The organism is Micromonospora sp. NPDC049523, from assembly GCF_040676775.1.
Classification (GTDB): Bacteria; Actinomycetota; Actinomycetes; order Mycobacteriales; family Micromonosporaceae; genus Micromonospora_G.
In genome coordinates, this window is record NZ_JBFAPP010000015.1 from 102439 (window position 1) to 127509 (window position 25071).

Annotated in this window: 21 protein-coding genes; 5 read left to right on the forward strand and 16 right to left on the reverse strand. The window is 71.1% G+C overall.

Annotation, left to right across the window (positions count from 1 at the left end; all coding sequences use genetic code 11):
* Window positions 1-112 precede the first annotated feature (112 nt).
* Together AB0J90_RS23550 and AB0J90_RS23555 are read left to right on the forward strand one after the other, a co-directional pair.
* A complete protein-coding gene (locus tag AB0J90_RS23550) occupies window positions 113-769 on the forward strand; it encodes a DUF998 domain-containing protein (protein ID WP_363599108.1) in 657 nt (218 codons plus the stop codon).
* 91 nt (window positions 770-860) lie between these two features.
* On the forward strand, window positions 861-1988 hold the full coding sequence (locus tag AB0J90_RS23555; RefSeq protein WP_363599110.1) for an NADH:flavin oxidoreductase/NADH oxidase: 1128 nt from the start codon (window positions 861-863) through the stop codon (window positions 1986-1988).
* A 37-nt stretch (window positions 1989-2025) separates the two neighbouring features.
* On the opposite strand, the gene AB0J90_RS23560 is transcribed toward AB0J90_RS23555, so the two are convergent.
* The 5 genes from AB0J90_RS23560 to AB0J90_RS23580 all read right to left on the reverse strand — a co-directional run bounded on the left by AB0J90_RS23560 (window position 2026) and on the right by AB0J90_RS23580 (window position 7946).
* Window positions 2026-3270 (reverse strand): sugar ABC transporter permease, encoded by a 1245-nt coding sequence (locus tag AB0J90_RS23560; protein WP_363599112.1) that lies wholly within the window; start codon window positions 3268-3270, stop codon window positions 2026-2028.
* 19 nt (window positions 3271-3289) lie between these two features.
* On the reverse strand, window positions 3290-4327 hold the full coding sequence (locus AB0J90_RS23565; RefSeq protein WP_363599114.1) for an ATP-binding cassette domain-containing protein: 1038 nt from the start codon (window positions 4325-4327) through the stop codon (window positions 3290-3292).
* A gap of 101 nt (window positions 4328-4428) precedes the next feature.
* The gene (locus tag AB0J90_RS23570) at window positions 4429-5556 is read right to left on the reverse strand and encodes a sugar ABC transporter substrate-binding protein (protein WP_363599116.1); all 1128 of its coding nucleotides are present in this window, start codon (window positions 5554-5556) and stop codon (window positions 4429-4431) included.
* 220 nt (window positions 5557-5776) lie between these two features.
* Entirely contained in the window at window positions 5777-6616 is an 840-nt protein-coding gene (locus AB0J90_RS23575; protein ID WP_363599118.1) for a GNAT family N-acetyltransferase, read from the reverse strand.
* A gap of 58 nt (window positions 6617-6674) precedes the next feature.
* Entirely contained in the window at window positions 6675-7946 is a 1272-nt protein-coding gene (locus tag AB0J90_RS23580; RefSeq protein WP_363599120.1) for an MFS transporter, read from the reverse strand.
* Between the two features lie 128 nt (window positions 7947-8074).
* On the opposite strand from AB0J90_RS23580, the gene AB0J90_RS23585 reads away from it, so the two are divergent.
* Window positions 8075-8650, forward strand: coding sequence for a PadR family transcriptional regulator (locus AB0J90_RS23585; RefSeq protein ID WP_363599122.1), 576 nt, complete (start codon window positions 8075-8077; stop codon window positions 8648-8650).
* A gap of 145 nt (window positions 8651-8795) precedes the next feature.
* Here AB0J90_RS23585 and ispG read toward each other — a convergent pair whose 3' ends face one another.
* From ispG to AB0J90_RS23610, 5 genes are all read right to left on the reverse strand, one after another.
* Entirely contained in the window at window positions 8796-9968 is a 1173-nt protein-coding gene (ispG, locus tag AB0J90_RS23590) for a flavodoxin-dependent (E)-4-hydroxy-3-methylbut-2-enyl-diphosphate synthase (RefSeq protein WP_363599124.1), read from the reverse strand.
* 7 nt (window positions 9969-9975) lie between these two features.
* Window positions 9976-11226: a site-2 protease family protein gene (locus tag AB0J90_RS23595; RefSeq protein ID WP_363599126.1), complete on the reverse strand. Its 1251-nt coding sequence runs from the start codon at window positions 11224-11226 to the stop codon at window positions 9976-9978.
* A complete protein-coding gene (gene dxr, locus AB0J90_RS23600; RefSeq protein WP_363599128.1) occupies window positions 11226-12437 on the reverse strand; it encodes a 1-deoxy-D-xylulose-5-phosphate reductoisomerase in 1212 nt (403 codons plus the stop codon). The genes AB0J90_RS23595 and dxr overlap by 1 nt, the downstream gene beginning before the upstream one ends.
* A 103-nt stretch (window positions 12438-12540) precedes the next feature.
* Window positions 12541-13089, reverse strand: a complete 549-nt coding sequence (locus AB0J90_RS23605; RefSeq protein WP_363599130.1) for a GNAT family N-acetyltransferase — start codon at window positions 13087-13089, stop codon at window positions 12541-12543.
* Window positions 13090-13172: 83 nt separating this feature from the next.
* On the reverse strand, window positions 13173-15389 hold the full coding sequence (locus tag AB0J90_RS23610; protein WP_363599132.1) for an MMPL family transporter: 2217 nt from the start codon (window positions 15387-15389) through the stop codon (window positions 13173-13175).
* 127 nt (window positions 15390-15516) lie between these two features.
* On the opposite strand from AB0J90_RS23610, the gene AB0J90_RS23615 reads away from it, so the two are divergent.
* Window positions 15517-17115, forward strand: coding sequence for an NAD(P)/FAD-dependent oxidoreductase (locus AB0J90_RS23615; protein ID WP_363599134.1), 1599 nt, complete (start codon window positions 15517-15519; stop codon window positions 17113-17115).
* 105 nt (window positions 17116-17220) lie between these two features.
* On the opposite strand, the gene AB0J90_RS23620 is transcribed toward AB0J90_RS23615, so the two are convergent.
* Entirely contained in the window at window positions 17221-18819 is a 1599-nt protein-coding gene (locus tag AB0J90_RS23620; protein WP_363599136.1) for a Rieske 2Fe-2S domain-containing protein, read from the reverse strand.
* A 179-nt stretch (window positions 18820-18998) separates the two neighbouring features.
* On the opposite strand from AB0J90_RS23620, the gene AB0J90_RS23625 reads away from it, so the two are divergent.
* Window positions 18999-19220 carry a DUF2631 domain-containing protein gene (locus AB0J90_RS23625; RefSeq protein WP_326560373.1) on the forward strand — a complete coding sequence of 74 codons (222 nt, stop codon included), beginning with the start codon at window positions 18999-19001 and terminating at the stop codon, window positions 19218-19220.
* A gap of 120 nt (window positions 19221-19340) precedes the next feature.
* Here AB0J90_RS23625 and AB0J90_RS23630 read toward each other — a convergent pair whose 3' ends face one another.
* From AB0J90_RS23630 to pyrH, 5 genes are all read right to left on the reverse strand, one after another.
* On the reverse strand, window positions 19341-20600 hold the full coding sequence (locus tag AB0J90_RS23630) for a DivIVA domain-containing protein (RefSeq protein ID WP_363599138.1): 1260 nt from the start codon (window positions 20598-20600) through the stop codon (window positions 19341-19343).
* Window positions 20601-20667: 67 nt separating this feature from the next.
* Window positions 20668-21804, reverse strand: coding sequence for a 23S rRNA (adenine(2503)-C(2))-methyltransferase RlmN (gene rlmN / locus AB0J90_RS23635; protein ID WP_363599140.1), 1137 nt, complete (start codon window positions 21802-21804; stop codon window positions 20668-20670).
* Between the two features lie 96 nt (window positions 21805-21900).
* Window positions 21901-23454, reverse strand: coding sequence for a phosphatidate cytidylyltransferase (locus tag AB0J90_RS23640; RefSeq protein ID WP_363599142.1), 1554 nt, complete (start codon window positions 23452-23454; stop codon window positions 21901-21903).
* Window positions 23454-24011 carry a ribosome recycling factor gene (gene frr, locus AB0J90_RS23645; RefSeq protein WP_326560377.1) on the reverse strand — a complete coding sequence of 186 codons (558 nt, stop codon included), beginning with the start codon at window positions 24009-24011 and terminating at the stop codon, window positions 23454-23456. Before frr ends, AB0J90_RS23640 begins: the two co-directional genes overlap by 1 nt.
* A gap of 150 nt (window positions 24012-24161) precedes the next feature.
* The gene (pyrH, locus tag AB0J90_RS23650; RefSeq protein ID WP_326560378.1) at window positions 24162-24929 is read right to left on the reverse strand and encodes a UMP kinase; all 768 of its coding nucleotides are present in this window, start codon (window positions 24927-24929) and stop codon (window positions 24162-24164) included.
* Window positions 24930-25071 lie beyond the last annotated feature (142 nt).

Consider the following 25071-nt stretch of genomic DNA (forward strand, 5'->3'; position numbering starts at 1 on the left):
AGATCAAGTACCGCCCCGCCGGCCGCCGCTCCCCGGTCCGGGGCGGCGACCAGGTACGTCGGGCAGACCCGACCGGCATCGTGAGCCCGAGCGGGCAAGATAGTTTGTCCCCATGCGCCGGACCCTGGTCGCTCGCGGCGCCGCCGCCAGCCTGCTGACCGGAGTGGTCGTCGTGACCCTCGCCGTGGTCGCCGGTCCGACCTCCCCCATCACCGGGTACGTCAGCGAAGCCGGCGTCGGCACCAGCGGGTACGCGACCGCGTACCAGGTCGGGATCTTCGCGGTGGCGGTCGGCCTGCTCCTGCTCGCCGCGGCCCTGCCCCCGACGCTGCGTACGGCTGCCTTCCTGCTCGCCGTCGGCGCCGCCGGCACCGGGTTGTCCGCCTCGGTTCCCTGCACCGCCGGCTGTCCGCTGCCGCCGTTCGAGCCGACCACCACGACCGACCTGGTGCACGGCAGCGGCAGCATCCTCGCGGTCGCCTGCGTCGTCTTCGCCATGCTGGCGATCGCCTGGTCGGGCACGGGTGTTCGGGTGCTGCGCCGGCTCGGACTGGTCGGCGCCACGATGGCACTGCCGCTGTCGGTGACGATCGGCCTGGCCATGCTCACCGTCGGCCGGGGACCGCTGATCGGGGCGGTCGAACGGACGCTGCTGCTCGTCATCGCGCTCTGGGCGATCGCCAGTGCATTGACAGCGGGCTTTGCACAGGGTGATATGTCATCCACGGGTCCGGCCGGCTCCGCCGTCCGGCACCCGGGCCGGCGCTGACCGGCCGACCCTGACCGGCCGGTCCCGCCCCACGGGACCGGTGGTCGCCGCATGATCGTGCCGGCGCCCTCGCCGGCCGAGAGGATCGCCGATGACCGCCCGTCGCAGCGCCCCCGAGGTCGACCCCGATGCCGTACCGGCGGCTTCACCGAGCGCCCTGTTCACTCCGCTGCGGCTGCGCTCGGTGACCCTGCCCAACCGGGTGGCGATGGCACCGATGTGCCAGTACTCGGCCGGCCCGGACGGTCTGCCCACCGACTGGCACCGGATCCACCTCGGTGCCCGCGCGGTCGGCGGGGCCGGGCTGGTGCTCACCGAGGCGACCGCGGTGCTGCCCGAGGGGCGGATCAGCCCGCAGGACACCGGGCTCTGGTCGGACGCACACGTCGAGGCCTGGCGGCCGATCACCGCGTTCGTCGCCGAGCAGGGGTCAGTGCCCGGGGTCCAACTCGCGCACGCGGGTTTCAAGGCGTCGACCTACCGGCCCTGGGCGGCACAGCGGGGCGGGGTGGCGGACGCCGAGGGCGGGTGGACGCCGGTCGGCCCCGGTACGGAACCGTTCGCTCCGGCGTACCGGATCCCGGCGGCGCTGGACACCGACGGCGTCGAAGCCGTGGTCGACGCGTTCGCGGCCGCCGCCAGCCGGGCCGTGGCCGCCGGGTTCGAGGCGATCGAGCTGCACTGCGCGCACGGCTACCTGCTGCACGAGTTCCTCTCGCCGCTGTCGAACCACCGCACCGACGAGTACGGCGGCAGCCTGGCCAACCGGATGCGGCTGCCGCTCGCGGTCGCCCGTGCGGTACGGGCGGCGGTCGGCCCGGACGTACCGGTGCTGGCCCGGATCTCCGCCACCGACTGGGTGCAGGACGGTTGGTCGGTGGCGGACAGCGTGCTGCTCGCCACCGAGTTGGCGACCGCCGGGGTGGATCTGGTCGACTGCTCCTCGGGCGGGGTGGTGCCGTCCGCGTCGGTCCCGGTGGGGCCCGGTTACCAGGTGCCGCTGGCGGCGAGGATCCGCCGCGAGGCCGGGGTGCCCACCGGCGCGGTCGGGCTGATCACCGAGCCGGAGCAGGCCGAGGAGATCGTCGCTACGGGGCAGGCCGACCTGGTGCTGCTCGGCCGGGAGCTGCTGCGTGACCCGTACTGGCCGCAGCGGGCCGCGGCCCGTCTCGGCGCCGCTGTCGAGCGGCCCTCCCAGTACCTGCGCGCCTGGGAGTGAGCGGCGGCTTCGCCCGTGGTGGTCGAGGGACGGGAGGTCAGCCCCGGCCGGTGGTACGGCGACCGCGTCGGGACAGGGAGTCGAGGATGACGGCGGCGAGCAGCACGCCAGCGGTGATCATGAAACGTACCGACGAGTTGAGCTGGAGCAGGAACATGCCCGAGGTGATCGACCCGAGCACCAGGGCGCCGAGCAGCGCACCATAGGTCGAGCCGCGACCGCCGAAGAGGCTGACCCCGCCGATGACGGCGGCGGCGATGGCGATCAGCAGCGTGTCGGCGGCCCCGGTGGACTGGCCGGCGGCGAACCCGCGCGACGCGGTCAGCACCCCGCCGAAGGCGGCGAAGGCGGAGGCGAGCGCGAACACCGAGATCCGGATCAGCGAGACGTTGATGCCGGCCCGGCGGGCGGCTTCGACGTTGCCGCCGACCGCGAAGATGCTCCGGCCGTAGCGGGTCCGGCGCAGCACCAGGTCGACGATGACCACCAGACCCACGAAGATCAACAACGCCACCGGTACGCCCTGCCAGGCGTTGAGTACGCCCACCGCGGCGAAGACCAGTACGGCCAGCCCGACCACCCGCAACAGCGAGGGCAGTACGCCCCGCGTCGGCAGTCCGGCCGCGATCCGGCGCCGGCTGTCCACGAGCACCGCCGCGGCGTACACGACGACCGCTGCCGCACCGATCACCCAGCCGGAGACGCTGTCCAGGTTGGTGTGGGTCAGCCCGCCGATGAACCCGGTGTACGGGAGGTTGATCGTCCCTTCCGGACTGAGCAGGTAGAGCTGCAAGCCCTGCCAACCGATGTTGCCGGCCAGGGTGACGATGAACGCGGGCACCCCGAGCCGGGCGAAGATGCTGCCCTGGAAGATGCCGATCGCGACACCGAAGATGATCGCGACGATCATCGCGGCCACGCCGCCCCAACTGTTGCGCACACTCAGTACGGCCAGCAGCGCGGCGGCCACACCGGCGACCGAACCGACCGACAGGTCGATCTCGCCGAGCAGCAGGACCAGCACGATGCCGACGCTGATCGTGCCGGTGGCGGCGATCTGCAGGGCGAGGTTGGTCAGGTTCTGCGGGCTGAGGAAGGCGTCGTTGAGCGACTGGAAGACCGCCCAGATGACGATCAGCCCGATGACCACCGGCCAGGCGCCCAGTTCGCCGCCGCGCAACCGCCGCCGCAGCGCGTCGAGCGGACCGGTTGTCCCCCGGTCGGCCGGGTGTTGGAGGCCGTCACCGGCGGGCGGCTCCGGGCTCGTGGTCGCCGTACTCATGCCGAGACCTCCCGCCGTGTCACGTCCGCTCCTCCGGGTCCGGGGAGTGGGCACCACCGGTCGTCGGGCCCCCGGCCGCACCACCGGAGGCGGGGCCACCTGAAGCCGTACCTCCGGAAGCCGCACCACCGGCGGCCGGGCCGCTGGCGGGGGCGTCGGGGACGGGACCACCGGGCGGGCCGCCGACGACCGGGCCTCCGGCCGGGCCGCCGGGACCGGCGGTCGGACCCGTGACGGGGCCGGTCGCGGGGCCGGAGGCGGGCGAACCGGCCAGGCCGCCGCCACCGCCCTCGGCCGAGCGGGCCCGGCGTCGGGTGACCGCGTTGTCCAGTGCCCCGGTGATCGCCTGCACGATCTCCTCCTGGCTGGTCCGCTGCTGGTCGAACACCCCGGCGTTGCGGCCGAGGCGCAGTACCACCACCCGGTTCGCGACCGCCTTGACGTCGGCCAGGTTGTGGCTGATCAGGAGGACGCCGAGACCTCGTTGCCGGAGTCGTTCGATCAGGTCCAGCACCTCGGCGGTCTGCGCGACGCCGAGCGCGGCGGTGGGCTCGTCGAGCAGCACCAGCTTCGGTTCGCCGAGCAGCGACCGGGCGATGGCCACCGACTGTCGCTGTCCGCCGGAGAGGCCGGCCGCCGGCAGCCGTACGGAGGGGATCTTCACCGAGAGGCTGACCAGCAGTTCGCGCGCCCGGCGCTCCATCCCGATCTCGTCGATCACCAGGCTCCGGGTCAGTTCCCGGCCCAGGAACAGGTTGGCGACCACGTCGAGGTTGTCGCAGAGGGCGAGGTCCTGGTAGACGGTGGCGATGCCCAGCCCGGTCGCGTCGCTCGGTTTGCTGATCTGCGCCGGCTGTCCCTGCCAGCGGATCTCGCCGCTGTCGGCGGGATTGACCCCGGCGATCACCTTGATCAACGTCGACTTGCCCGCGCCGTTGTCGCCGACCAGCGCGACCACCTCACCGGGATAGACCTCCAGCGAGACGTCGGCGAGCGCCTCGACCGCCCCGAACCGTTTGGAGATGCCCGACAATGCGAGCACCGGTGTGTCGGCCACCACCCTCACCCCGTTTCAGATCACGATCCGCCTGCCGTAGACCAGGAGTCGACTGCAAGATCAGAAATTGCCGAGGAAGATCACGAATTGCCGGCGGAGGATCAGGAGATGCCGGCGGAGGCACACGGTGCGGCGAACGCACCGGCACAGATCTGCGCGGCGGTGTAGAACCCGTCCTTGATCACCGTGTCCTTGATGTTGGCCTTGGTCACCGAGACCGGCTCCAGCAGCACCGACGCGACGTCCTTGGTCCCGTTGTTGCGCATGGTGGTCGACTGCGCGGTGAAGTCCTGACCGGTCGCCGCGTCGATCGCCATCTGCCCGGCGATGTCCGCCTCGGGTTTGATCGACTTGAAGACCGTCATGAACTGGTCACCGGAGACGATCCGCTGGATCCCGGCGAGTTCGGCGTCCTGGCCGGTGACCGGGGGCAGCGGCGTACCGAAGCCGGCGCCCTTCATCGAGGCGATCGCGCCGCCGGCCATGCCGTCGTTGGCCGCGTACACGCCGATCACCCGGTCCCGCCCGATCGCGGTGATCGCCTGGTCCATCTCCTGCTGTGCCCGGTCCGGGGACCAGTCCGGGGTGTCGAACTCGTTGCCGATGTTGACCTTCCCGTCCAGCACGGAGTGGGCGCCGGCCTTGAAGTCGGCCGCGTTCGGGTCGGTCGGCGAACCGTTGATCATCACGATGTCGCCGCGCTTCGGGTTCTGCCCGTTCGCGCTCAACTGGTCCAGCAGTGCCTGCCCCTGCACCATGCCGACGCGCCGGTTGTCGTACGAGACGTAGAAGCTGACCGGGCCGGATGCGAGCCGGTCGTACGCGACCACCGGCACCTTCTGCGACTGGGCGTTGCTGACGATCGCGCCGGCCGCCTTGGCGTCGACCGCGTCGAGGATCATCACCTTGATCCCCTGGGTCAGCATCGCCTCGGCCTGCGACTGCTGCTTGGCCGGATCCTGGTCGGCGTTCTGGTAGAGCACCTCGCACTTCGGGCACAGCTCGCCGAGCCGCGCCTGGATCAGCGGCCGGTCGAACGTCTCGTACCGCGTCGTCTTGGATTCCGGCAGCAGCAGGCCGATCTTGAAGCCGTCGGCGACCTTCACGTTGCTGGAGGTCGTGCCGCTGCCACCGCCGTTGTCGTCGTCTCCCCCACAGCCGGCAACCGCGAGCCCGGCCACGAGCAGCGCGCTGGTGACGCGCACGGCGGCGCGAAATCTCGTTGACACGTCTACCTCCTGGCTAGCCGACCCCGCTGCCGTAGGTACCGCCGCAGGGGTTTCACATTTGCCCTGGTTGTCAGCTTGGCGGAACTAAGCGGTCTTTGGAGCTGCTTTGCCAGCATCGGTCGCACTCGACGCCGAGGATCCGCACCGACCGCCCTCGGCCGGACACGAACCCACAGCCGTCAGCCGGGAACAGGCCGTCGGCCGGGGCGCGAAGCGGGGCTCAGAACAGGATGGTGGCGAACGTACCGACCGGCTGGAAGCCGCAACGCTCGTAGACCCGGCGGGCCGGCACGTTGTAGTCGTTGACGTAGAGCGACACCGTCGGCGCGACCCGGGTCAGCGCGTCGGACACGACCGCGGCCATCGCGGCGGCGGCGATCCCCCGGCCGCGCCAGCCCGGCGCGACCCAGACGCCCTGGATCTGCGCGGTGCGCCGGGTGACAACCGCGAGTTCGGCCTTGAAGACCACCTGGCCGTCGACAAACCGGGCGTACGCGCGACGCGCGCGGACCAGGTCGGCGACCCGGCGGCGGTAGCTGCGTCCACCGTCCTCGGCCAGCGGTGACACGCCCACCTCTTCGGTGTACATCGCCACCGCTGCCGGAAAGAGCAGGTCCACCTCGGCCGGGCGGACCGGGCGCACGTCGGGGTCGGCCGGGATCGGCGGCGGCGCTCCGGTCGCCAGCAACGGCTGGTTCGGGCGTACGTCACGGGCCGGGCCCCAGTGCGCCGAGAGCTGCTCCCAGAGGCCGAGCACCTCGTCGGCCCGACCGACGATCGACGAGCAGAACCGGTCCTCGGCGGCGAGCAGTTCACCGAACGCGCTGATCGCGGACGCGGTGGCCCGTACGGGCGTGAGCTGGCCGCCGACCCAGCACAGCGACTCGATCTCGCGACCGGAACCGTAGCCGTAGACCCGACCGTCCGCCCGCCACCAGGACAGTCCGTGTGCGGCGATCCGCTCGGCGACCTGGGCAGCCGCGTACGGTTCGAGGTCGAGCAGCCGTTCGACCGCGCCCCGCTCGGCCTCGCCGAGTTGCCGTACCGGAACCATCAGCACACCCACCAGCGTGCCAGATGAGTGACCGCTCGGGCGGGGCGACGTCCGTGCCCGCCCCTCAGGAAGTGGCCCTTCCGCCACCGGAAGCGACAACAAGAGTCGCTTCCTGCGCTCCGACGCTGGTGGGGCGGTGTCGGGCGGCCCAGCGGACGACCCGGGGCTGGGCCGCGCCGAGCAGCGTGAAGAGCACGGCCAGCACCAGCCAGCCGGGCGCACCCCAGCCGATCGCGAGCGTGGTCACCAGGACCGGGGCCAGCATGCCGCCGAGTTGCATCCCCATCCCGTACGCACCCTGGTACTGCCCCTGGGCGTGGGCCGGCGCCAACCCGAACGAGATACCCCAACCGGCGGCCGAGTGCCAGAGTTCACCGATCACGTGCACCAGCGCGCCGGCCACCAGCAGGGCGACCGCCACCGGGGTCGGCACCCCGCCGCTGGCCGCGTAGAGCAGGCAGGCGACCCCGATGGCGACCCCGGCCCGACGAGCGGCATGCGCGGCTCCGGTCAACTCCTCGGTGCCGCGCGAGGCGCGTACCTGGAACAGCACGATCACCGTGGTGTTCACCAGCAGCAGCACCGAGATCAGCCAGCGCGGCGCGTGGGTGTGCTGGGCGATCCAGAGCGGCAGCGCGATGTTGAGCAGACCGAAGTGCATCGACATCAACCCGTCCAGCACCGTGAAGGCCAGGAACGGACGGTCGCGCAGCGCGATCAGGCGCGGCCCGTTACCGGACCCCCGCACCGGCGGGATCGGCGCCAGCGGGATCAGGACCAGTGCCGCACCGGCAAGGCTGGCCGCGTTGACCGCGATCAGCGTGACGTACGCGGTCCGGGTGTCGGCGGCGAGCCCGACGCCGGCCAGCACGGTGCCGAGCGAGATGCCGAGGTTGGTGGTGGCTCGCAGGTAGGCACGGGTGCGTACGCGCTGGTCCGGCGGGACGGCACCGGCGATCATGGCGCCTCGCGCACCCCGGAACGCGGCGTCGCTGAGCGCGGTGGCCACCCCGACCAGCAGGAACTGCGGGAAGGACCGGACCGCGATCAGGGCCGCGGTGAGCCCGGCCGAGGCGAGCAGGCCGAGCAACTGGATGCCGCGCGGCCCGAACCGGTCGGCCAGGTAACCCATCGGAGCGCTTGCCACCAGGCTGACCAGCGCGGTCACGGTGAGGCCGAGTCCGACCTGCGCCACACTCAGGCCGACCGAGCGGGTCAGGAAGAGCGCGCTCGCGGTCAGCCAGATGCCCCGTCCGACCGTCTGGACCAGCGTGGAGACGGCGAGGATCCGGGCCGCTCCGGGTTCCGGCAGTAGTCGTTCCGGCAGTAGTCGCATCACCCCACCCAACCGTACGCCCGTACGGTTTGTCGCCCCATTATTGCCCGGCTCACCTCCGAGGGGTTGCAGCCGATGCGTTGGCGATATATCGTCGACACATCAGCGATACTCACAGGAGGAGTTACATGAGCTTCCACCGAAGGTTCCAGGCAATGCACGACGAGTCACGGATGCGCGGTGGCTTCGGCTTCCCGCCGTTCTCCCCCGGCGGCCACGGACACCCGGGTCACGGCCGGGGACGGGGACGCGGCAGGGGACGCCGGCCGAACGTGCGCGGCGCCGTACTGGCCCTGCTCACCGAGCGGCCGATGCACGGCTACGAGATGATCCAGGAACTCGACCAGCGCACCGGCGGTGCGTGGCGGCCGAGCCCCGGTTCGATCTACCCCACCCTGCAACTACTCGAAGACGAGGGCCTGATCGTCGCCGCGGCGGCGGAGGCCGGCGGCGGGCGCAAGCGCTTCAGCCTCACCGAGGCCGGGCAGCCCGAAGCGACCGAGGCCGCCCAGACCCCACCCTGGGAGGAGTTCACTCCCGACACCGTCAACAGCTGGCAGGAAATGCGCGACGCCGGCTTCCAGGCGATGAACGCCCTTCGCCAGGTGATGATCAACGGCACCGACGACCAGCGCGAACGCGCCGCCCAGGTCCTCGAAGAGACCCGCCGCAAGCTCTACGCCATCCTCGCCGAATCCGAGTGAGCACCACCCCACACCCACAGCAGAAAGGGCATCCCCCAACCGGGGGGATGCCCTTTCGCATACACACAAAGGTTTTCGCGGCGGCGTCCCCACGACGGGGATCAAGCCTGACGACCCAGAGTGGGGACGCCGCCGCGAAAACCCCCTAGTGCACAGTCACAGTAGGCCCGGTGATCATGTCCCGAAGCTCCTCGGGCAACTCAGCACCCATCTCGTCCGCCAACCGCAACGCCTCTTCGATCAGCGTCTCGACGATCTGCGCCTCCGGCACCGTCTTGACCACCTGACCGCGTACGAAGATCTGGCCCTTGCCGTTGCCCGACGCGACGCCGAGGTCGGCCTCCCGCGCCTCGCCCGGTCCGTTGACCACGCAGCCCATGACGGCCACCCGCAGCGGCACCGGCAGCCCTTCCAGACCGGCGGTGACCTCCTCGGCCAGCTTGTAGACGTCGACCTGGGCCCGACCGCAGGACGGACACGACACGATCTCCAGACCGCGCTCGCGCAGGCCCAGCGACTCCAGGATCTGGTTGCCGACCTTGATCTCCTCGACCGGCGGCGCCGACAGCGAGACCCGGATCGTGTCGCCGATCCCCTCGGCCAGCAGCGCGCCGAACGCGACCGCCGACTTGATGGTGCCCTGGAACGCCGGTCCGGCCTCGGTCACCCCGAGGTGCAGCGGATAGTCGCACTGCTCGGCCAACTGCCGGTACGCGCGGATCATGACCACCGGGTCGTTGTGCTTGACCGAGATCTTGATGTCCCGGAAGCCGTGCTCCTCGAACAGCGAACATTCCCAGAGCGCCGACTCGACCAGCGCCTCGGCGGTCGCCTTGCCGTACTTGCTGAGCAGGCGCTTGTCCAGGGAGCCGGCGTTCACACCGATCCGGATCGGCACCTTGGCCGCCTCGGCGGCACGGGCGATCTCGGCCACCTTGTCGTCGAACTGCCGGATGTTGCCCGGGTTGACCCGGACCGCCGCGCAGCCCGCGTCGATCGCGGCGAAGACGTACTTCGGCTGGAAGTGGATGTCGGCGATCACCGGGATCTGCGACTTCTTCGCGATCGCCGGCAGTGCCTCCACGTCGTCCTGGGACGGCACCGCGACCCGGACGATCTGACAGCCGGACGCGGTCAGTTCGGCGATCTGCTGGAGGGTCGCGTTCACGTCGGAGGTCAGGGTGGTGGTCATCGACTGCACCGAGACCGGGGCACCGCCACCGACCGGCACGGACCCGACCATGATCTGGCGACTGATTCGTCGGGGTGCGAGCGGCGGCGGAGGTACGGCCGGCATACCGAGACTGACAGCGGTCACTGGGCACTCACCTTGAGAAGAGCGTGATCGGATTTACCACGTCCGCGGTGACGGTGAGCAGCGTGAACGCCCCACCGATCAGGATCACCACGTACGTTACGGGCATCAGCTTGAGATAGTCGACGCGCCCCGGGTCGGGGCGGCCCAGCCGGGCGAAGATCCAGGTACGGACCCGCTCGAACCAGGCGATGGCGATGTGGCCGCCGTCCAGCGGCAGCAGCGGCAGCAGGTTGAAGATGCCGACGAAGAAGTTCAGCGAGATGAACACCAGGACGAGCACTTCCCAGGCGTCGTTCGCGACGGCCTCGCCACCGAGGCGACTGGCGCCGACGACGCTGATCGGGGTGTCCGCGTCCCGCTCGCCACCGGTGATCGCGTTCCAGAGGGCCGGGATCTTCTCCGGGATCCGCTGCAACGCCTGCACGGTGCCGACCGCCATGTCACCGGTGTAGTCGGCGGTCGCGCCGAAGGCGTCGATCGGGCTGTAGGTGATCATGCCGGGGGTGGTGATGCTGAGCCCGACGCCGAGCGCGGAGACCGAGGAGACCGGGCCGGCGGCGTCACCCAGCGGCGGACGCTGCACCGAGGCGAGCTTCACCTCGGCCTGAGACGTGGCGCCGTCCCGCTGGAAGTCGACCTTCGCGGGCGCGTCGGCGGGCGTACGCCGGACCACGTCGAGCACGTCGCCCCAGGTGGAGACGGCGGTGCCGTTCACCGCGGTGATCCGGTCGCCGGTACGGAGCTGGGCCTGCGCGGCCGGGCTCGGCGGGTCGCTCGGGGTGCAGGCGCGCTGCACGTTCTCCACCACGACACAGTCGGCCAGGGCGATCACGGCCGGCTGCTGCCGGGCCTGCGCCTCGGTGCTCGGGAAGTCGGGGTTGGGCAGGCCCATGAAGACCGCCGCGAACCAGAGAGCCACGATCGCGAGCAGGAAGTGGGTGACGGAACCGGAGGCCATCACGATGGTCCGCTTCCACACCGCGAACCGCCACATCGCCCGTGGCTCGTCGGCCGGGTCGACGTCGTCGTCCTGCGGGGTCATCCCGACGATCTTGCAGAAACCGCCGAGCGGAATCGCCTTGAGTCCGTACTCGGTCTCGCCCCGGCGGAAGGACCAGACGGTGGGGCCGAAGCCCACGAAGTAGCGGGTGACCTTCATCCCGAAGCTCTTGGCCGTCACCATGTGTCCGGCCTCATGCAAGCTCACCGAGATGAGAATCCCCAGGGCAACCACCACGACCCCGAGCAGGTACAGCATCAAGCTCCCTTCACCGACATCTCGATGATCTTTTGAGCGTGCTCGCGTGCCCAGGACTCCGCCGCGAGCACCTCCTCGACGGTACCCGGTTCGTTGAGTTCCGGAGCCGCCTCCAGGACCCGCTCCAGCGTGTCGACGATGCCGAGAAACGGTAGCCGACCCGCCACGAACGCGGCGACGCACTCTTCGTTGGCGGCGTTGTAGATGGCCGGTCGACCCCGGCCGGTCAGCCCGGCCTGCTTCGCCAGCCGCACGGCCGGGAACGCCGCGTCGTCCAGCGGGGCGAACTCCCAGGTGTGTGCCGCCGTCCAGTCGACCGCGGCGGCGGCCTCGGGCACCCGCTCCGGCCAGCCCAGGGCCAGCGCGATCGGCAGCCGCATGTCCGGCGGGCTGGCCTGGGCGATGGTGGAGCCGTCGACGAACTCGACCATCGAGTGGATCACCGACTGCGGGTGCACCATCACCTCGATGTCGGCGTACGGCACGTCGAACAGCTCGTGCGCCTCGATCACCTCAAGCGCCTTGTTCACCAGCGTGGCGCTGTTGATCGTGACGACCGGCCCCATGTTCCAGGTCGGGTGCGCCAGCGCCTGCTCGGGGGTGACCCCGGTCAGTTCGGCCCGCCGCCGGCCCCGGAACGGTCCACCGCTGGCGGTGAGCACCAGCCGGCGTACCTCGCCACGGTCGCCCGAGCGCAGGCACTGGGCCAGCGCCGAGTGCTCGGAGTCCACCGGCACGATCTGGCCGGGGCGCTGCACCGCGCCGCGTACGATCGCGCCGCCGGCCACCAGCGACTCCTTGTTGGCCAGCGCGAGCGTACGACCGGCGCGCAGCGCGGCCAGGGTGGGTGCCAGGCCGAGCGAGCCGACCACCCCGTTGAGCACCACGTCGGCCGGCCACTGCGCCAACTCGGTCATCGCCGACGGGCCGGCGAGGATCTTGGGAATGCGGAAGCCGCCGCTCGGGTAGCCACGCTTGGCGGCCTCGGCGTAGAAGGCGAGTTGCAGGTCCTGGGCGGCCGATGCCTTGGCCACCCCGACCGCCTCGACCCCGAACTCCAGGGCCTGGGCGGCGAGTTCCGCCACGTTGCCACCGCCCGCGCCGAGGGCGACCACCCGGAAACGGTCCGGATTTCGCCGAGCGATGTCGATGGCCTGGGTGCCGATCGACCCGGTCGAGCCGAGCAGCACGATGTCACGGGGAACGCTCACCCGGACATTCTCCCTGAACCATGCCGACTACCGGACACCGAGCCTCACGCCCCGCCGATGACCTCCCGATCCGCTCCGCCGATCGCCCGCGGGAGGACCCGGCTCACTCGGGATGGGGCAGGACAAAGGTCTCCAACTCCTCGCCGCCGTACCAGTCGGTACGCCGGCCGATCGGCTTCATGCCCAGCCGCTGGGTGACCGCGATCGAGGCGTTGTTGCCCGGCGACACCACGGCGTAGATCTCGGGCGTGCCGTGGACGAACTCCCGTTCGACCGCGCCCCGGGCCGCCTCGGTGGCGAAGCCGTACCCGTGCGAGTCCGGGTGCAGGTGCCAGCCGACCTCGATGTCCGAGGTGGGGGTCGAGCCGTCGGCACCGGGCAGCGGCTTGAGCAGCACCGTACCGACGACCTGCGCGGTGTCCCGGCGCTGGATCGCCCAGGCGCCGTAGCGGCCGCCGTGATCGGCGTGCCGGGCGTGCCAGCGCTGTACCACGCCTGCGGCCCGCCCCGGATCGGTGAGCGGGAGGTCGGGCGACGCCCCGAGCCAGCGGGTGACCTCCCGCAGGGAGTAGATCTCGAAGATCCGGGTCAGGTCGCCCGGTTCCTCGGTCCAGTTCCGGACGATCAGCCGCTCGGTCTCGAACACCGTCATGGCCCGCGATCCTAGACCAGCCCGCAGCCCGGTCGCGATCACAAAAAGACCGGGGGCGCCCAGCCCGGCCGGGACCTCCGGGATCAGGCGGGCCCGGACTCGCGGATGCCGAAGCGCCGGTGGAAGCGGGCCAGCGGCGCGGGCGCCCACCAGTTCCAGCGGCCGAGCAGACGCATCGTCGCCGGCACCAGCAGGGCCCGGACCAGGGTCGCGTCCACCACGATCGCCACGATCATGCCGACCCCGATCAGCTTGATGAAGGTGGTGCCCCCGGTGGCGAAACCGGCCACCACCACGACCAGCAGCAGCGCCGCCGCGGTGATGATCCGGCCGGTGTGCTGCAGCCCGGTGGCGACGGCGGCGGTGTTGTCCCCGGTCCGGTCCCACTCCTCCCGTACGCGGGAGAGCAGGAAGACCTCGTAGTCGGTGGCGAGCCCGAACAGCACGGCGAGCATCAGGATCGGGTTGCTCGGCTCGATGAAGCCGGTCGGGGTGAAGTCGAGCAGACCGGCGAGGTGCCCCTCCTGGAAGATCCAGACGACCACGCCGAACGAGGCGCCGATCGAGACCAGGTTCATCACCACCGCCTTGATCGGCAGGACCACCGAGCCGAAGGCGAGGAAGAGCAGCACCAGGGTGGCCGCCGCCATGATCAGCGCCATCCAGGGCAGCCGCGTACCGAGGCTGTGCAGGAGATCGACGTCGGCGGCGGGACGGCCGCCGACGAGGACCTCGGCGCCGGCCGGTGCGGGCAGTTCGCGCAGTTCCCGTACGGCCGCCTGGGCGGTCTCCCCGGTCGGTTCACCCCGGTACCTCACCGAGAGCAGGGTGTGCTCGCCCCGGTTCGCCGCCACCTGTACGCCGGTGACCCCGGTGACCCGGCCGACCTGCTCGGCGAAGCCTCCGGCCACCTCCGCCGGCACGCCCGACACCAGCACCTGGATCGGGTTCGGATTGCCGCCGGGGAACTCGGCGCCGATCCGCTCGGTGACCACCCGTGGCTGCGCGTCGGCCGGCAGCACCCGCTCGTCGATCCCGCCGAACTCGATCCGCAGGAACGGGGCGGCGAGCACCGCCAGTATCACCAGCACCCCGACCAGGTACGGCAGCGGCCGCCGCATCACACTGCGCGCCAACCGTGCCCAACCGCCACCGCCGACCGCGCTCCCGCCCCTGGCGCCCCCATCCCCACCGGTCCCGCCGTCCGCAGCCGTCCCAGCCGCCGCAGCGGTCGCAGCCGCCGCAGCCGCTCGGGCGGCCCGTCGGCGGGCACCGGGCAGCGGCACCCGCAGTGCGTTGATCCGGGGCCCGAGTACGGCGAGCAGCGCCGGCAGTACGGTCAGCGCGGCGAGCATGGCGACCAGCACCGCCGCCACCCCGCCCAGCCCCATCGAGCGGAGGAACACCTGCGGGAAGATCAGCAGGCTGGCCAGGGCCAGCGCGATGGTCAACCCCGACACCAGCACCGTACGGCCCGCGCTGTTCATCACCCGCGCGATCGCGGCCGGGGTGTCATGCCCGGCGGCGAGTTCCTCGCGGAACCGGCTGACCACGAACAGCGCGTAGTCGATCGCCATGCCGAGCCCGATCAGGGTGATGATGTTGACGGCGAAGACCGACACGTCGGTCACCAGGTGCAGCAGCCGTACGGCGACGAACGCGCCGAGGATTGCCAGTCCACCGATCAGCAGCGGGGTGGCCGCCGCGACCAGCCCACCGAAGATCAGGATGAGCAGCACCAGCAGGACCGGCAGGGAGAGCGTCTCGGCCCGGGTGATGTCGTCGGTGGTCTGCTTGTTCGCGGTGACCAGGAACGGCACGTTGCCGCCGATCTGGGTCCGTACGCCGGGGGCCTCCAGGTCCGGTCGCAGCCGTTCGAAGGCCGCGGTCTTGCCGTCCTCGTCGCCGGCCCGCAGTTGCACCAGCGCGTAGGTGGCCCGTCGGTCGGTGGAGAGCAGCGCCGGTGCGCCGGTGGCGTACCAGTCGGTGACGCTGACCACCTCGGGCCGCTGTCGGAGCCGCTCCAGGGTGGCGGTGACCGGCTCACGGACGGCCGGCTGGTCCACCGTCGTGCTGCCCGAGGAGTAGAGCACCAACACGTCCGCGCCCTGCTCGCCCAGCTCGGCGACGATCCGCTGCTGCGTACGGCTGGATTCGCTGGCCGGGTCGTCGAAGCCGCCGCCGGTGAGCGAGCCGAGCACCCCGGTCCCCCAGGTCGCGCCGAGCAGCACCAGTGCCAGCCCACCGCCGAGCACCGCCCAGCGGAACCGTACGACCGCCGCACCCCACCAGTCGAACATCGACATCCCTCCGCGTCGCCCGTCCCGTCCCGCCCGGCGGTGCCAGCCACCGGTACGGGTGACGATCAAGATCCTGGTTCAGCCTAGGACCCTCCCGGACGGCGCCGATCGGCACTAGGCTCCCCGGATGAGCACAGAGCTGCCTCGGCGGGCCGACGTGGTGGTCATCGGGTCCGGTCACAACGGTCTGGTTTCCGCCGTGCTGCTGGCCCGCGCCGGCCTCGACGTGGTGGTGCTGGAGGCGTCCGCGACGCTGGGTGGCGCCACCCGCACCGAACAGCCGTTCGCGAAGGTACCGGGACTGCGCCACTCGACCGGGTCGTACCTGCTCGGGCTGATGCCGCCGGAGCTGATCGCGCTGCTGGACGTGAAGATCCCGGTGCTGCGCCGCGACCCGCACTACTTCCTGCCGACACCGGGCGGCCTCGGCTCGCCGTACCTGCTCTTCGGCGGCGACCGGGCGGCGACCCGGGCGCAGATGGCGTCGGTCTTCTCCCCCGCCGACGTGGCCGCCGACGACGCGATGCAGGCCGAGTTGGCGGCGCTGCGCGACGACCTGGCACCGGCCTGGCTGGCCGAGCCGCTGCCGGTGGCGCAGACCGCCGAGCGCTACATCCGGCCGGCGCTGCGGGACATCTTCGTCGACCTGGTCACCGGCTCGGTCGCCGACTACCTGGCCCGGTTCGAGTTCCGCTCCGAACTGCTGGTCTCCATGTACGCGGTCACCGACGGGCTCTCCGGGTTGAACGCCGGTCCGGACGACCCCGGCACCGGGCACAACTTCCTGGTGCACAACATGTGTCGGCTGCCCGGCGCCGACGGCACCTGGATGATCACCGAGGGCGGCATGGGCACCGTCTCGCGGACGTTCGCCGACGCCGCCCGCGCCGCCGGGGCCAAGATCTTCGCCGGTACGCCGGTCAGCGCGGTCACCCTGACCGGCGGTACGGCCACCGGCGTGGTGCTCGCCGACGGGCGGGAGATCGACGCCGAGGTGGTACTCGGCGCCTGTGACCCGTACCGGCTGATCGACCTGCTGCCCGACGGCGCCCTGCCAGCCCCGCTCGGCGAGCGGATGGCGGCGGTACGACGTACCGGCACCACGCTCAAGCTGAACCTGGCACTGAGCGGACTGCCGCGGTTCTCCTGCCTGCCGGCGGACGCGCCGAGCCCGTTCGGCTCGACCATCCACCTGCTGCCCGGCTCGGCCTCCCTGCTCGGCGGGTCGGCCGGCGAGTCGCCGATGGCGGCGCTGCGCGCCATGTGGGCCGACGTGCGGGCCGGGCGGCTGCCGGAGGAGCCGACCATCGAGTGGTACCTGCACACCACCGTCGACCCGTCGCTGCGTGACGAGGCAGGACACCACTCGTCGGCGCTGTTCGTGCAGTCGGTCCCGTACGAGCTGGCCGGCACCACCTGGGCCGAGGCGATGCCGTCCTACGTGGACAAGCTGCTGGCGATCTGCGAGCGGTACGCACCCGGCACCGCCGACCTGGTAGCCGACGCGGTGCCGCTGCCCCCGCCCGGCATCGAGGCCCACTTCGGCATCACCGGCGGGCACATCCACCACGTCGACAACACGGTCGCGTTCGCCGACCGGATGCCGTACGCCACCGGAATCGACGGCCTGTACGCCGGCAGCGCCGGCTGCCACCCCGCGGGCAGCGTCATCGGCGCCGCCGGCCACAACGCCGCCCACCGCATCCTCACCGACCTCACCCACTGACTCCCGCCGCGGCCTCCGCTCGCGCCGCGCGCCTCGGTTGCCGCACTTGCAGAGAAAGAGTGGCTATCCGCCAGGCGGATAACCACTCTTTCTCTGCAAGAGGCGTTACGAGTGGGGTGGGGTGGGGGTGGGGGTGGGGGTGGGGGTGGGGGTGGGGGCTTCGGTGGTGGCGCGGTGGGCGCGGATTTCGTGGCCGACGCTGGTGAGGCAGCGGCCGCTGGGCAGGTCGAAGCGCCAACCGTGCAGCTGGCAGGTGAGCTGGTCGCCGTCGATGATGCCGAACCGGGTCAGGTCCGCCTTCAGGTGCGGGCAGCGGCGCTGTACGACCCAGTCGCCGAGCTTGACGTCCTCGGCGTCCGGGCGCTGCTCGGCGTACCAGCCTTCGGCGTACTGGAGCCGCTCCTCGGAGAGGCACTTGAAGAAGGCGTACACGAACTCGTTGTACTGCCCGATCCTGGCGGCCGAGAAGCGGCAGGAGAGGAAGAGCGAGTTGACCCAGTCGACCTCGCCGGAGTGCAGCAGCGTCTCGATCAGCGCCCGCTCGGTACGGAACCGGTAGCGGACCTTCTCGTCGGCGGCGGCCCGGACCTCCTTGCCCGGGAAGTCGACCACGATCGACTCGACCGACTCGCCGTCGTAGCCGACCAGGTCGAACCGGATCGGACCGCCGACGCCCTTGGCCAGGTAGACGGACTCTTCCAGCAACGGCTCGATCCGGCGCTTCATCTCACCGAGTACGTCGACCTCCGGGTGCCGCCAGGTCGCCTTGGCCGCCTCGATCACCGGCCGCTGCCGGGCCTGGTACTCGCGCAGGTGCTCTTCCTTGTTCTCGAAGAACTTGCGGACGTCGGCGACCGGGTGGGTGGTCTCGCAGGTGTCGGCGGTCAACTCGGAGACGGTGCCGGGCAGCAGGATGACCCCGTTGTCGTAACCGAGCCCCTCGTAGTGGTCGATGAAGACCTGCTGGTCGGGGAAGATGTTGCCTTCGTCGCCGTGGATGTCGTTGAACTGCCACAGGTCGTCGTCGAGGAAACACGGCGGTCCGGCGATCGGGAAGACGTAGGACGCCTTCAGGTCGTCGATGTAGCGGATCGTACGGTCCATCTGCCGGTCGCGCTTCTGCTTGCCGAACGCCGTCTTCGCCGCCGCCGGCAGCTCGTAGACCATCGGGTACCAGATGGCGCCGGAGAACTGGATCATCTGCGCGTGCACGTGGCCCAGTTCGCTGAAGATGTCCAGGTCGGTCGGGCGGGCGTCGTTCTGGTTGAGCAACCGGATGCCGTCGTACTCGACCCAGAGTGACGAGTCACCGATCGGGCCGTCGGTCGGGCTGGTCAGCGCCTGGATCATCACCTTGAGCCCACCGTCGAGCTCCACCACCTCGTTGCTGGTGGTACGCAGGAAACTGGTGAAACCCAGGTCCCGCAGCTCGTCCTCCAGCTCCGAGGTCGGGTACGCCGGCAGCAGGACCGTCGCCTTCTTCGAGATGAACCGCTTCAGGTGCGCGGCGTCGAAGTGGTCCCGGTGCAGGTGCGAGACGTAGAGGTAGTCGACCTGGCCGAGGGTTTCCCAATCCAGCTGTGAATTGTCCGGGAATGGAAACCACGAGGCGAAGTAGGCCGGGTTGACCCACGGATCGCACAGAATGCTGCCCGCACCCGTGTCGATCCGCATACTGGCATGTCCCGTACCGGTCACTCGCACCGCGCACTCCTTCTACCGAGAGAACAAGTCGTACGCCCAAACGCTACCGGAGTGAGTACGGGCCCCAACCCGCGACGCCAGGTTGGCTACCTCACGCCAGCGTGGAGACCCTCCGGCGCCGCCGGTTGCCGGCGTGCCAGACTGAACCGGAGATCCGATCGTGAGGGGAAGGACCGAACGTGGCAGGAAGCGAGCCGGTAACGTCGCCCGACCAGCACAAGCCGGGGCACCGCAGGGCAGGCCGGATCGGCGCTGTCGTCTCCGCGGCGGCTCTGCTGGCCATGCTGGTCGGTAACCACGAGGGCGCGACCGAGGACATCTGGCTGATCGGCATCGCAGCCGGGCTGCTGCTGATCGTGATCGGCGACACCGTACTGCGCCGCAACGGGCTGCGTTCCTGATCCACGGCAGCCGCCGGAATCGGCACAGCGCCCCGGCAACGTACGAATTCAGGCCCGTCCCGGAAGCGGGACGGGCCTGAATTCATGTTCTACCCGGTTTTACCGGGTGACCATGGCAGGTCAGCGTCGGCGCAGGATGTCCTGCACCTCCTTGAGGGCGGCGTCGACCTCGGCTTCGAAGTAACCGCCGGGCACCAGACCAAACTTCATCAGGTCGAGTTCTGCCGGGTTGACCGGCATCGGTCCCCGCCCGGACATGCTGGTCAGGATCCCGTCGAACAACCGGTCGACCTGGTCCGGGTCGTAGCCGCTGCCGAAGCGGCGGACCTGGAACTGGCGACGGATGTTGTCGACCCGCTGCATGTCGCCGCCGGGGCCGCCGGGCATCGGCGGCGGGCCACCGACCGGAGGGCCGCCGGCCGGCGGGCCACCCATCGGAGGGCCACCCATCGGCGGACCTGCCATCGGGGGACCGCCCGCGGGCGGCATACCGGGGCCGGGGCCACGGCCGCGCAGGTCGCGGTCGGGCATCCGGATCTCGGCCGTCATGTCCGTTTTGCCGTGCCGGCCCGACTCGAAACCGTCGAAGCGGTCGTCGGGTGACGGACCGAAGCCGGGACCGGGCGGACCAGCCGGCCCACGGGCACCGGGGGGCGGGCCGCCGGGGCCACGCGGGTTGTCGTAACCACCGCGGGGCGGGACCTCGCCACCGAAGACGCCGGTCGGCTCGTCGTACCGTCCGTACGGGTCCGGTGGCGGACCTGCCTGGGCGGGCATCGGTCGTTGCGGCAGCGACGGCGCACCCGGAGGCAACGCACGGTCGTCCCGCATCGGCGGGCCCATGCGGTCGGGGTGACCCATCGGACCGGGCGGGCCCATGCGGTCGGGCGGACCCATCCGGTCCGGCGGACCCATCGGACCGGGCGGGCCCATGCGGTCAGGGGGACCCATCCGGTCCGGCGGACCCATGCGATCCGGCGGACCCATCTGTCCGGGCGGGCCCATGCGGTCAGGGGGACCCATCCGATCGGGCGGGCCCATGCGATCCGGCGGACCCATCCGATCGGGGGCACCCATCCGGTCGGGCGGGCCCATCCGAGCCGGCAGGCGTGGGTCCGCGCCCCGGCTACCGCCGCCACGCTCCTCCAACTCGGCGAGCTGGCGCTCGACCCGGTCGAGGTGCAGGTCGACCTGCCACTCGTCGTAGCCGCCGAAACGGACCCGGAACACGACGTCGTGGACTTCCGCCGAGGCAACGGGCGCGCCGACCGGCGAACCGGCGAGCGTGGACTCGACCCGGTCCAGGAACGTGTCCACCTCGTCGACCTTGTAGCCCCGCCGGAGCGCCTTACGCCGGAAGCGTTGACCCTGACTCGCCACTATGTCTCCTGCTTCGATCGCTCATCACGCAGCCCACTGCGCCAGCCGGCCCATCCGCGGTGCCCAGTCACGTGGCCACCTCGGCCGCGGCCAGCTGCCCACATGCCCCGTCGATCTCCCGCCCGCGGGTGTCACGGACCGTGGTCGACACCCCGGCCTCGCGCAACCGTCGGACGAACTCCCGCTCGACCGGCTTCGGGCTGGCGTCCCAGCGGCTGCCCGGCGTCGGATTGAGCGGAATGAGATTCACGTGTGCCAGCCGGCCGGCCAACAGCCGGCCAAGCAGGTCGGCACGCCACGGCTGGTCGTTCACATCTTTGATCATTGCGTATTCGATAGAAACCCGACGCCCCGTGCGGTCGGCGTAGTCCCATGCCGCATCCAGCACCTCGGCGACCTTCCACCGCTGGTTGACCGGAACGAGTTCGTCGCGCAGATCATCATCGGGCGCGTGCAACGACAACGCAAGAGTCACCGAGAGGTCCTCGCCCGTCAACCGGCGGATGGCCGGTACGAGACCGACGGTGGAGACGGTGATGTGGCGCTGGGACAGGCCGAGCCCCTCCGGCGCCGGGGCGCAGAGCCGCCGTACCGCCGCGATGACCCGGGAGTAGTTGGCCAGCGGTTCGCCCATGCCCATGAAGACCACGTGCGACAGCCTCGGCGGCGAGCCGGCGACCGCACCGGACGCGGCCACCCCGGCGAGGTAGACCGCCTGGTCGACGATCTCGGCGGTGGAGAGGTTCCGGGTCAGGCCGGCCTGGCCGGTCGCGCAGAACGGGCAGGCCATGCCACACCCGGCCTGGCTGGAGATGCAGACGGTGATCCGGTCGGGATAACCCATCAGCACGCTCTCGACCATGGAGCCGTCGTGCAGCCGCCAGAGCGCCTTGCGGGTCGCACCGTCGTCGCAGGCCAGCTCGCGGACCGGGGTCAGCAGGGTCGGCAGCAGCGCCTCCGCGATGCGCTCGCGGGTGGCGGCCGGCAGATCCGTCATCTGTGCCGGGTCGCGTACCAGCCGGCCGAAGTAGTGGGTGGAGACCTGGCGGGCACGGAACGCGGGCTCGCCCAACTCCGCGACCAGCGCCTGCCGGTCGGGCAGGGCGAGGTCGGCGAGATGGCGCGGAGGCATCGCCGCGCGGGCGGACTTCCCGGCCGCGCTCGGCGCGTCCGGACTGATCTGGATCATGGGCAGGCTCGTCATGGCTTGTCCAGTCTCCCACGCCGAGGGAAGCACGCACCTGGCCGAGGGGTCCGAACCGGTACGTGAACCCGGTGAGGTCGCGGACGTGGCAACATCTCAGCCGACCGGCACCAGGAGCGCCAGCAGGAGATAAGCGACAGGTACGGCAAACAGCACCGAGTCCAGCCGGTCCATCAGACCGCCGTGTCCGGGCAGCAGGTTGCTCATGTCCTTGACGCCGAGATCCCTCTTGATCATCGATTCGCCCAGGTCCCCGAGGACCGCCGCGCCCGAGACGGCCACGCCGAAGAGGGCTCCCCAGAGCGGGTTCACGTCGAAGAGGAGGGCGAGCAGCAGGGCGCTGCCGCCGGCCGCCGCCAGCACCGAGCCGGCGAACCCCTCCCAGGACTTCTTCGGACTCACCGAGGGGGCCATCGCGTGCTTGCCGAACATCACCCCGGCGGCGTACCCGCCGGTGTCGGAGAGCACCACCGCGGCGATGGTCACCACCACCCGGAGGGGTCCGTTCGTGGGTTCGGCGGCGAGCAGCGCGGCGAAGCCGCCCAGGAACGGCACGTAGACAGCGATCAGCGTGGCTGCGGTGATGTCCCGCTGGAAGCCCGCAGGTCCGTCGCCGAGCCGCCAGACCATGGTCGCCAGCACGGTCACCAGGAGCCCGAGGCTGAGCGCGTCCGGGCCGGCCCACCAGGCGAGCCCGACCATCAGCACACCACCGACGACCAGCGGCACCAACGGCGCCTCGGCACCGCCGCGCCGTACCGCCTGGGTCATCTCCCAGATGCCGATGGCGACCGCGGCCGCGATCACCGGGAAGAACGCGACCGGCAGCAGGACGAGCGGAAGGACCACCGCCGCACCCAGGCCGAGTCCGACGCCGATCGCGGCCGGCAGGTTGCGCCCGGCCCGGCTGTTCGCCGGTAGGGTCGCCGGCCGTCCGGGGCCGGCTCGACGTCGACCGGTACGGGGACGCGCGCCGCTCGGCTCGGCCTCCTCCGGATCGAATTCCACCGCACCTGCGGGCAGCCCGCCGGGGCCGTGCTCGACGTACTCGGGGTTCAGCCGGCCGGGGTCGACCTGCTCCGGCCGTAGCTGCCGAGGGTCGCCGTAGTCCGCCTCCGGCTGGTTCGGGTGGCCGGGCGGCGCGATCAGGTTCTGCTGGTTCTGCTGGTTCTGCTGGTCGAAGCCGCGGATCGGCGCCCAGCCGACGGGGTCGGTCAGCCCGTTCGCACCCGCGTCGGTGCGGTCGTCGTCGCCCGGATAGCCAGCCCCGGAATCCCCCGGCCGGTACGGACCCGGCGGACCGGACGGGCCGGCGTACGGACCGGGCGGGCCCGCGTACGGACCCGACGGACCGGGTGCTCCCGCGTACGGGCCGGGTGCACCCGCGTACGGACCCGACGGGCCGGGTGCACCGGCGTACGGGCCGGGCGGGCCGGCGTAGCCGTCGCGTCGGGCCGGCGCGTCACCATGCCGGTACCCGGACACGGGCGCGTAACCCGGCGGGTCGGCAACGGCCTCGGGCGCGGCACCGGTGTGCCGCGCCCGAAGTCGAGGCTCCTCGGGAGCATCCGGCCAGTACGGGCCGGCAGGTCCGTCCTGGCGCTGCCGGCCCTGTGACTCGGCGCTGCCGTTGGGGTCGAGGTAGGACATCAGACCTCGAGCAGCTCGGCTTCCTTGTGCTTGACCAGTTCGTCGACGTGCGTCGAGTACTTCTGGGTGAGGTCGTCCAGCTCCTTCTCGGCGCGGCGCCCCTCGTCTTCACCCGCCTCGCCGTCCTTGACGATGCGGTCGAACTCCTCCTTGCCGCGGCGGCGGATGTTGCGGATCGCCACCTTGGCTTCCTCTGCCTTGTTCCGCGCCACCTTGATCATTTCCCGGCGACGCTCCTCGGTCATCTGCGGCAGCAGGATGCGGAGCTGGTTGCCCTCGTTGCCGGGGTTGACGCCGAGGTCGGAGTCGCGGATCGCCTTCTCCATCGCCTGCAACTGCGAGGCGTCGTAAGGCTTGATGATCGCCATCCGGGGCTCGGGCACGCCGACGGACGCCATCTGGGTCAGTGGCGTCGGGGTCCCGTAGTAGTCAATAATGATCTTGGAGAACATGGCCGGAGTGGCCCGCCCGGTGCGGATGGCACCGAACTCCTCCTTGGCGTGCTCGACCGCACGTTCCATCTTTTCCTCGGACTCGAGGAGAGTGTCGTCGATCACCTGCTCCCTCGCCTCCCTCTGCTAAGTCGTAGGTCGTGTCTCATGCCCGGCTGTCCCGGCTCACGCCGTGCCCTGCTCATGGTCCCGGCTTACGCCGCTGCTCTGCTCGATGGTCCCGGCTTACGCCGTGCTCTGCTCGATGGTCCCGGCTTACGCCGTGATCAAGGTCCCGATCCGGTCGCCGCCGACGGCGCGGATGATGGTGTCGTCACCCTCGGCCCCGAAGACCAGCATCGGCAGGCCGTTCTCCTCGCAGAGGCTGAACGCGGCGGCGTCGGCCACCCGGAGCCCACGGCGCAGCACCTCGGAGAAGGTGATCTTGTCGAACTTGCTGGCGGTCGGGTCGGTACGCGGATCCGCGGAGTAGACCCCGTCCACCCCGTTCTTGCTCATCAACACGACGTCGGCACGAATCTCCAGCGCCCGCTGGGCGGCGACAGTGTCGGTCGAGAAGTACGGCATCCCGGCGCCCGCGCCGAAGATGACCACGCGGCCCTTCTCCAGGTGCCGGATGGCGCGTAGCGGGATGTACGGCTCGGCCACCTGGGCCATCGTGATCGCGCTCTGCACGCGGGTCTCGATGCCCTCCTTCTCCAGGAAGTCCTGGAGGGCCAGGCAGTTCATCACCGTACCGAGCATGCCCATGTAGTCGGCCCGCGCGCGGTCCATGCCCCGCTTCTGCAGCTCGGCGCCGCGGAAGAAGTTCCCGCCGCCGACCACCACGGAAACCTGCACGCCACGGCGTACGACGGTCGCGATCTGCCGGGCGATGGCCTGGACCACGTCGGGGTCGACCCCGATCGCCCCGCCGCCGAAAACCTCACCGGAAAGCTTGAGCACCACCCGGCGGGCCCGACCGGGCGGCGGCGCCGTCGGATCGTCCGCCGCCAGGCTCCGATCACTAACCACCTGCGTCATCCGACCCGCCTCTCTTCCGCGGACATCCCGTCCGCTGCCCCGTCGCCGCACCTGCCGCTGCCGACCCTATGTGACGAGGAGGCCGCGGTGCCTGTCATGTACACCGGCGGCCTCCTCGTGGTTTGTCCTCAGTCCCTCACCG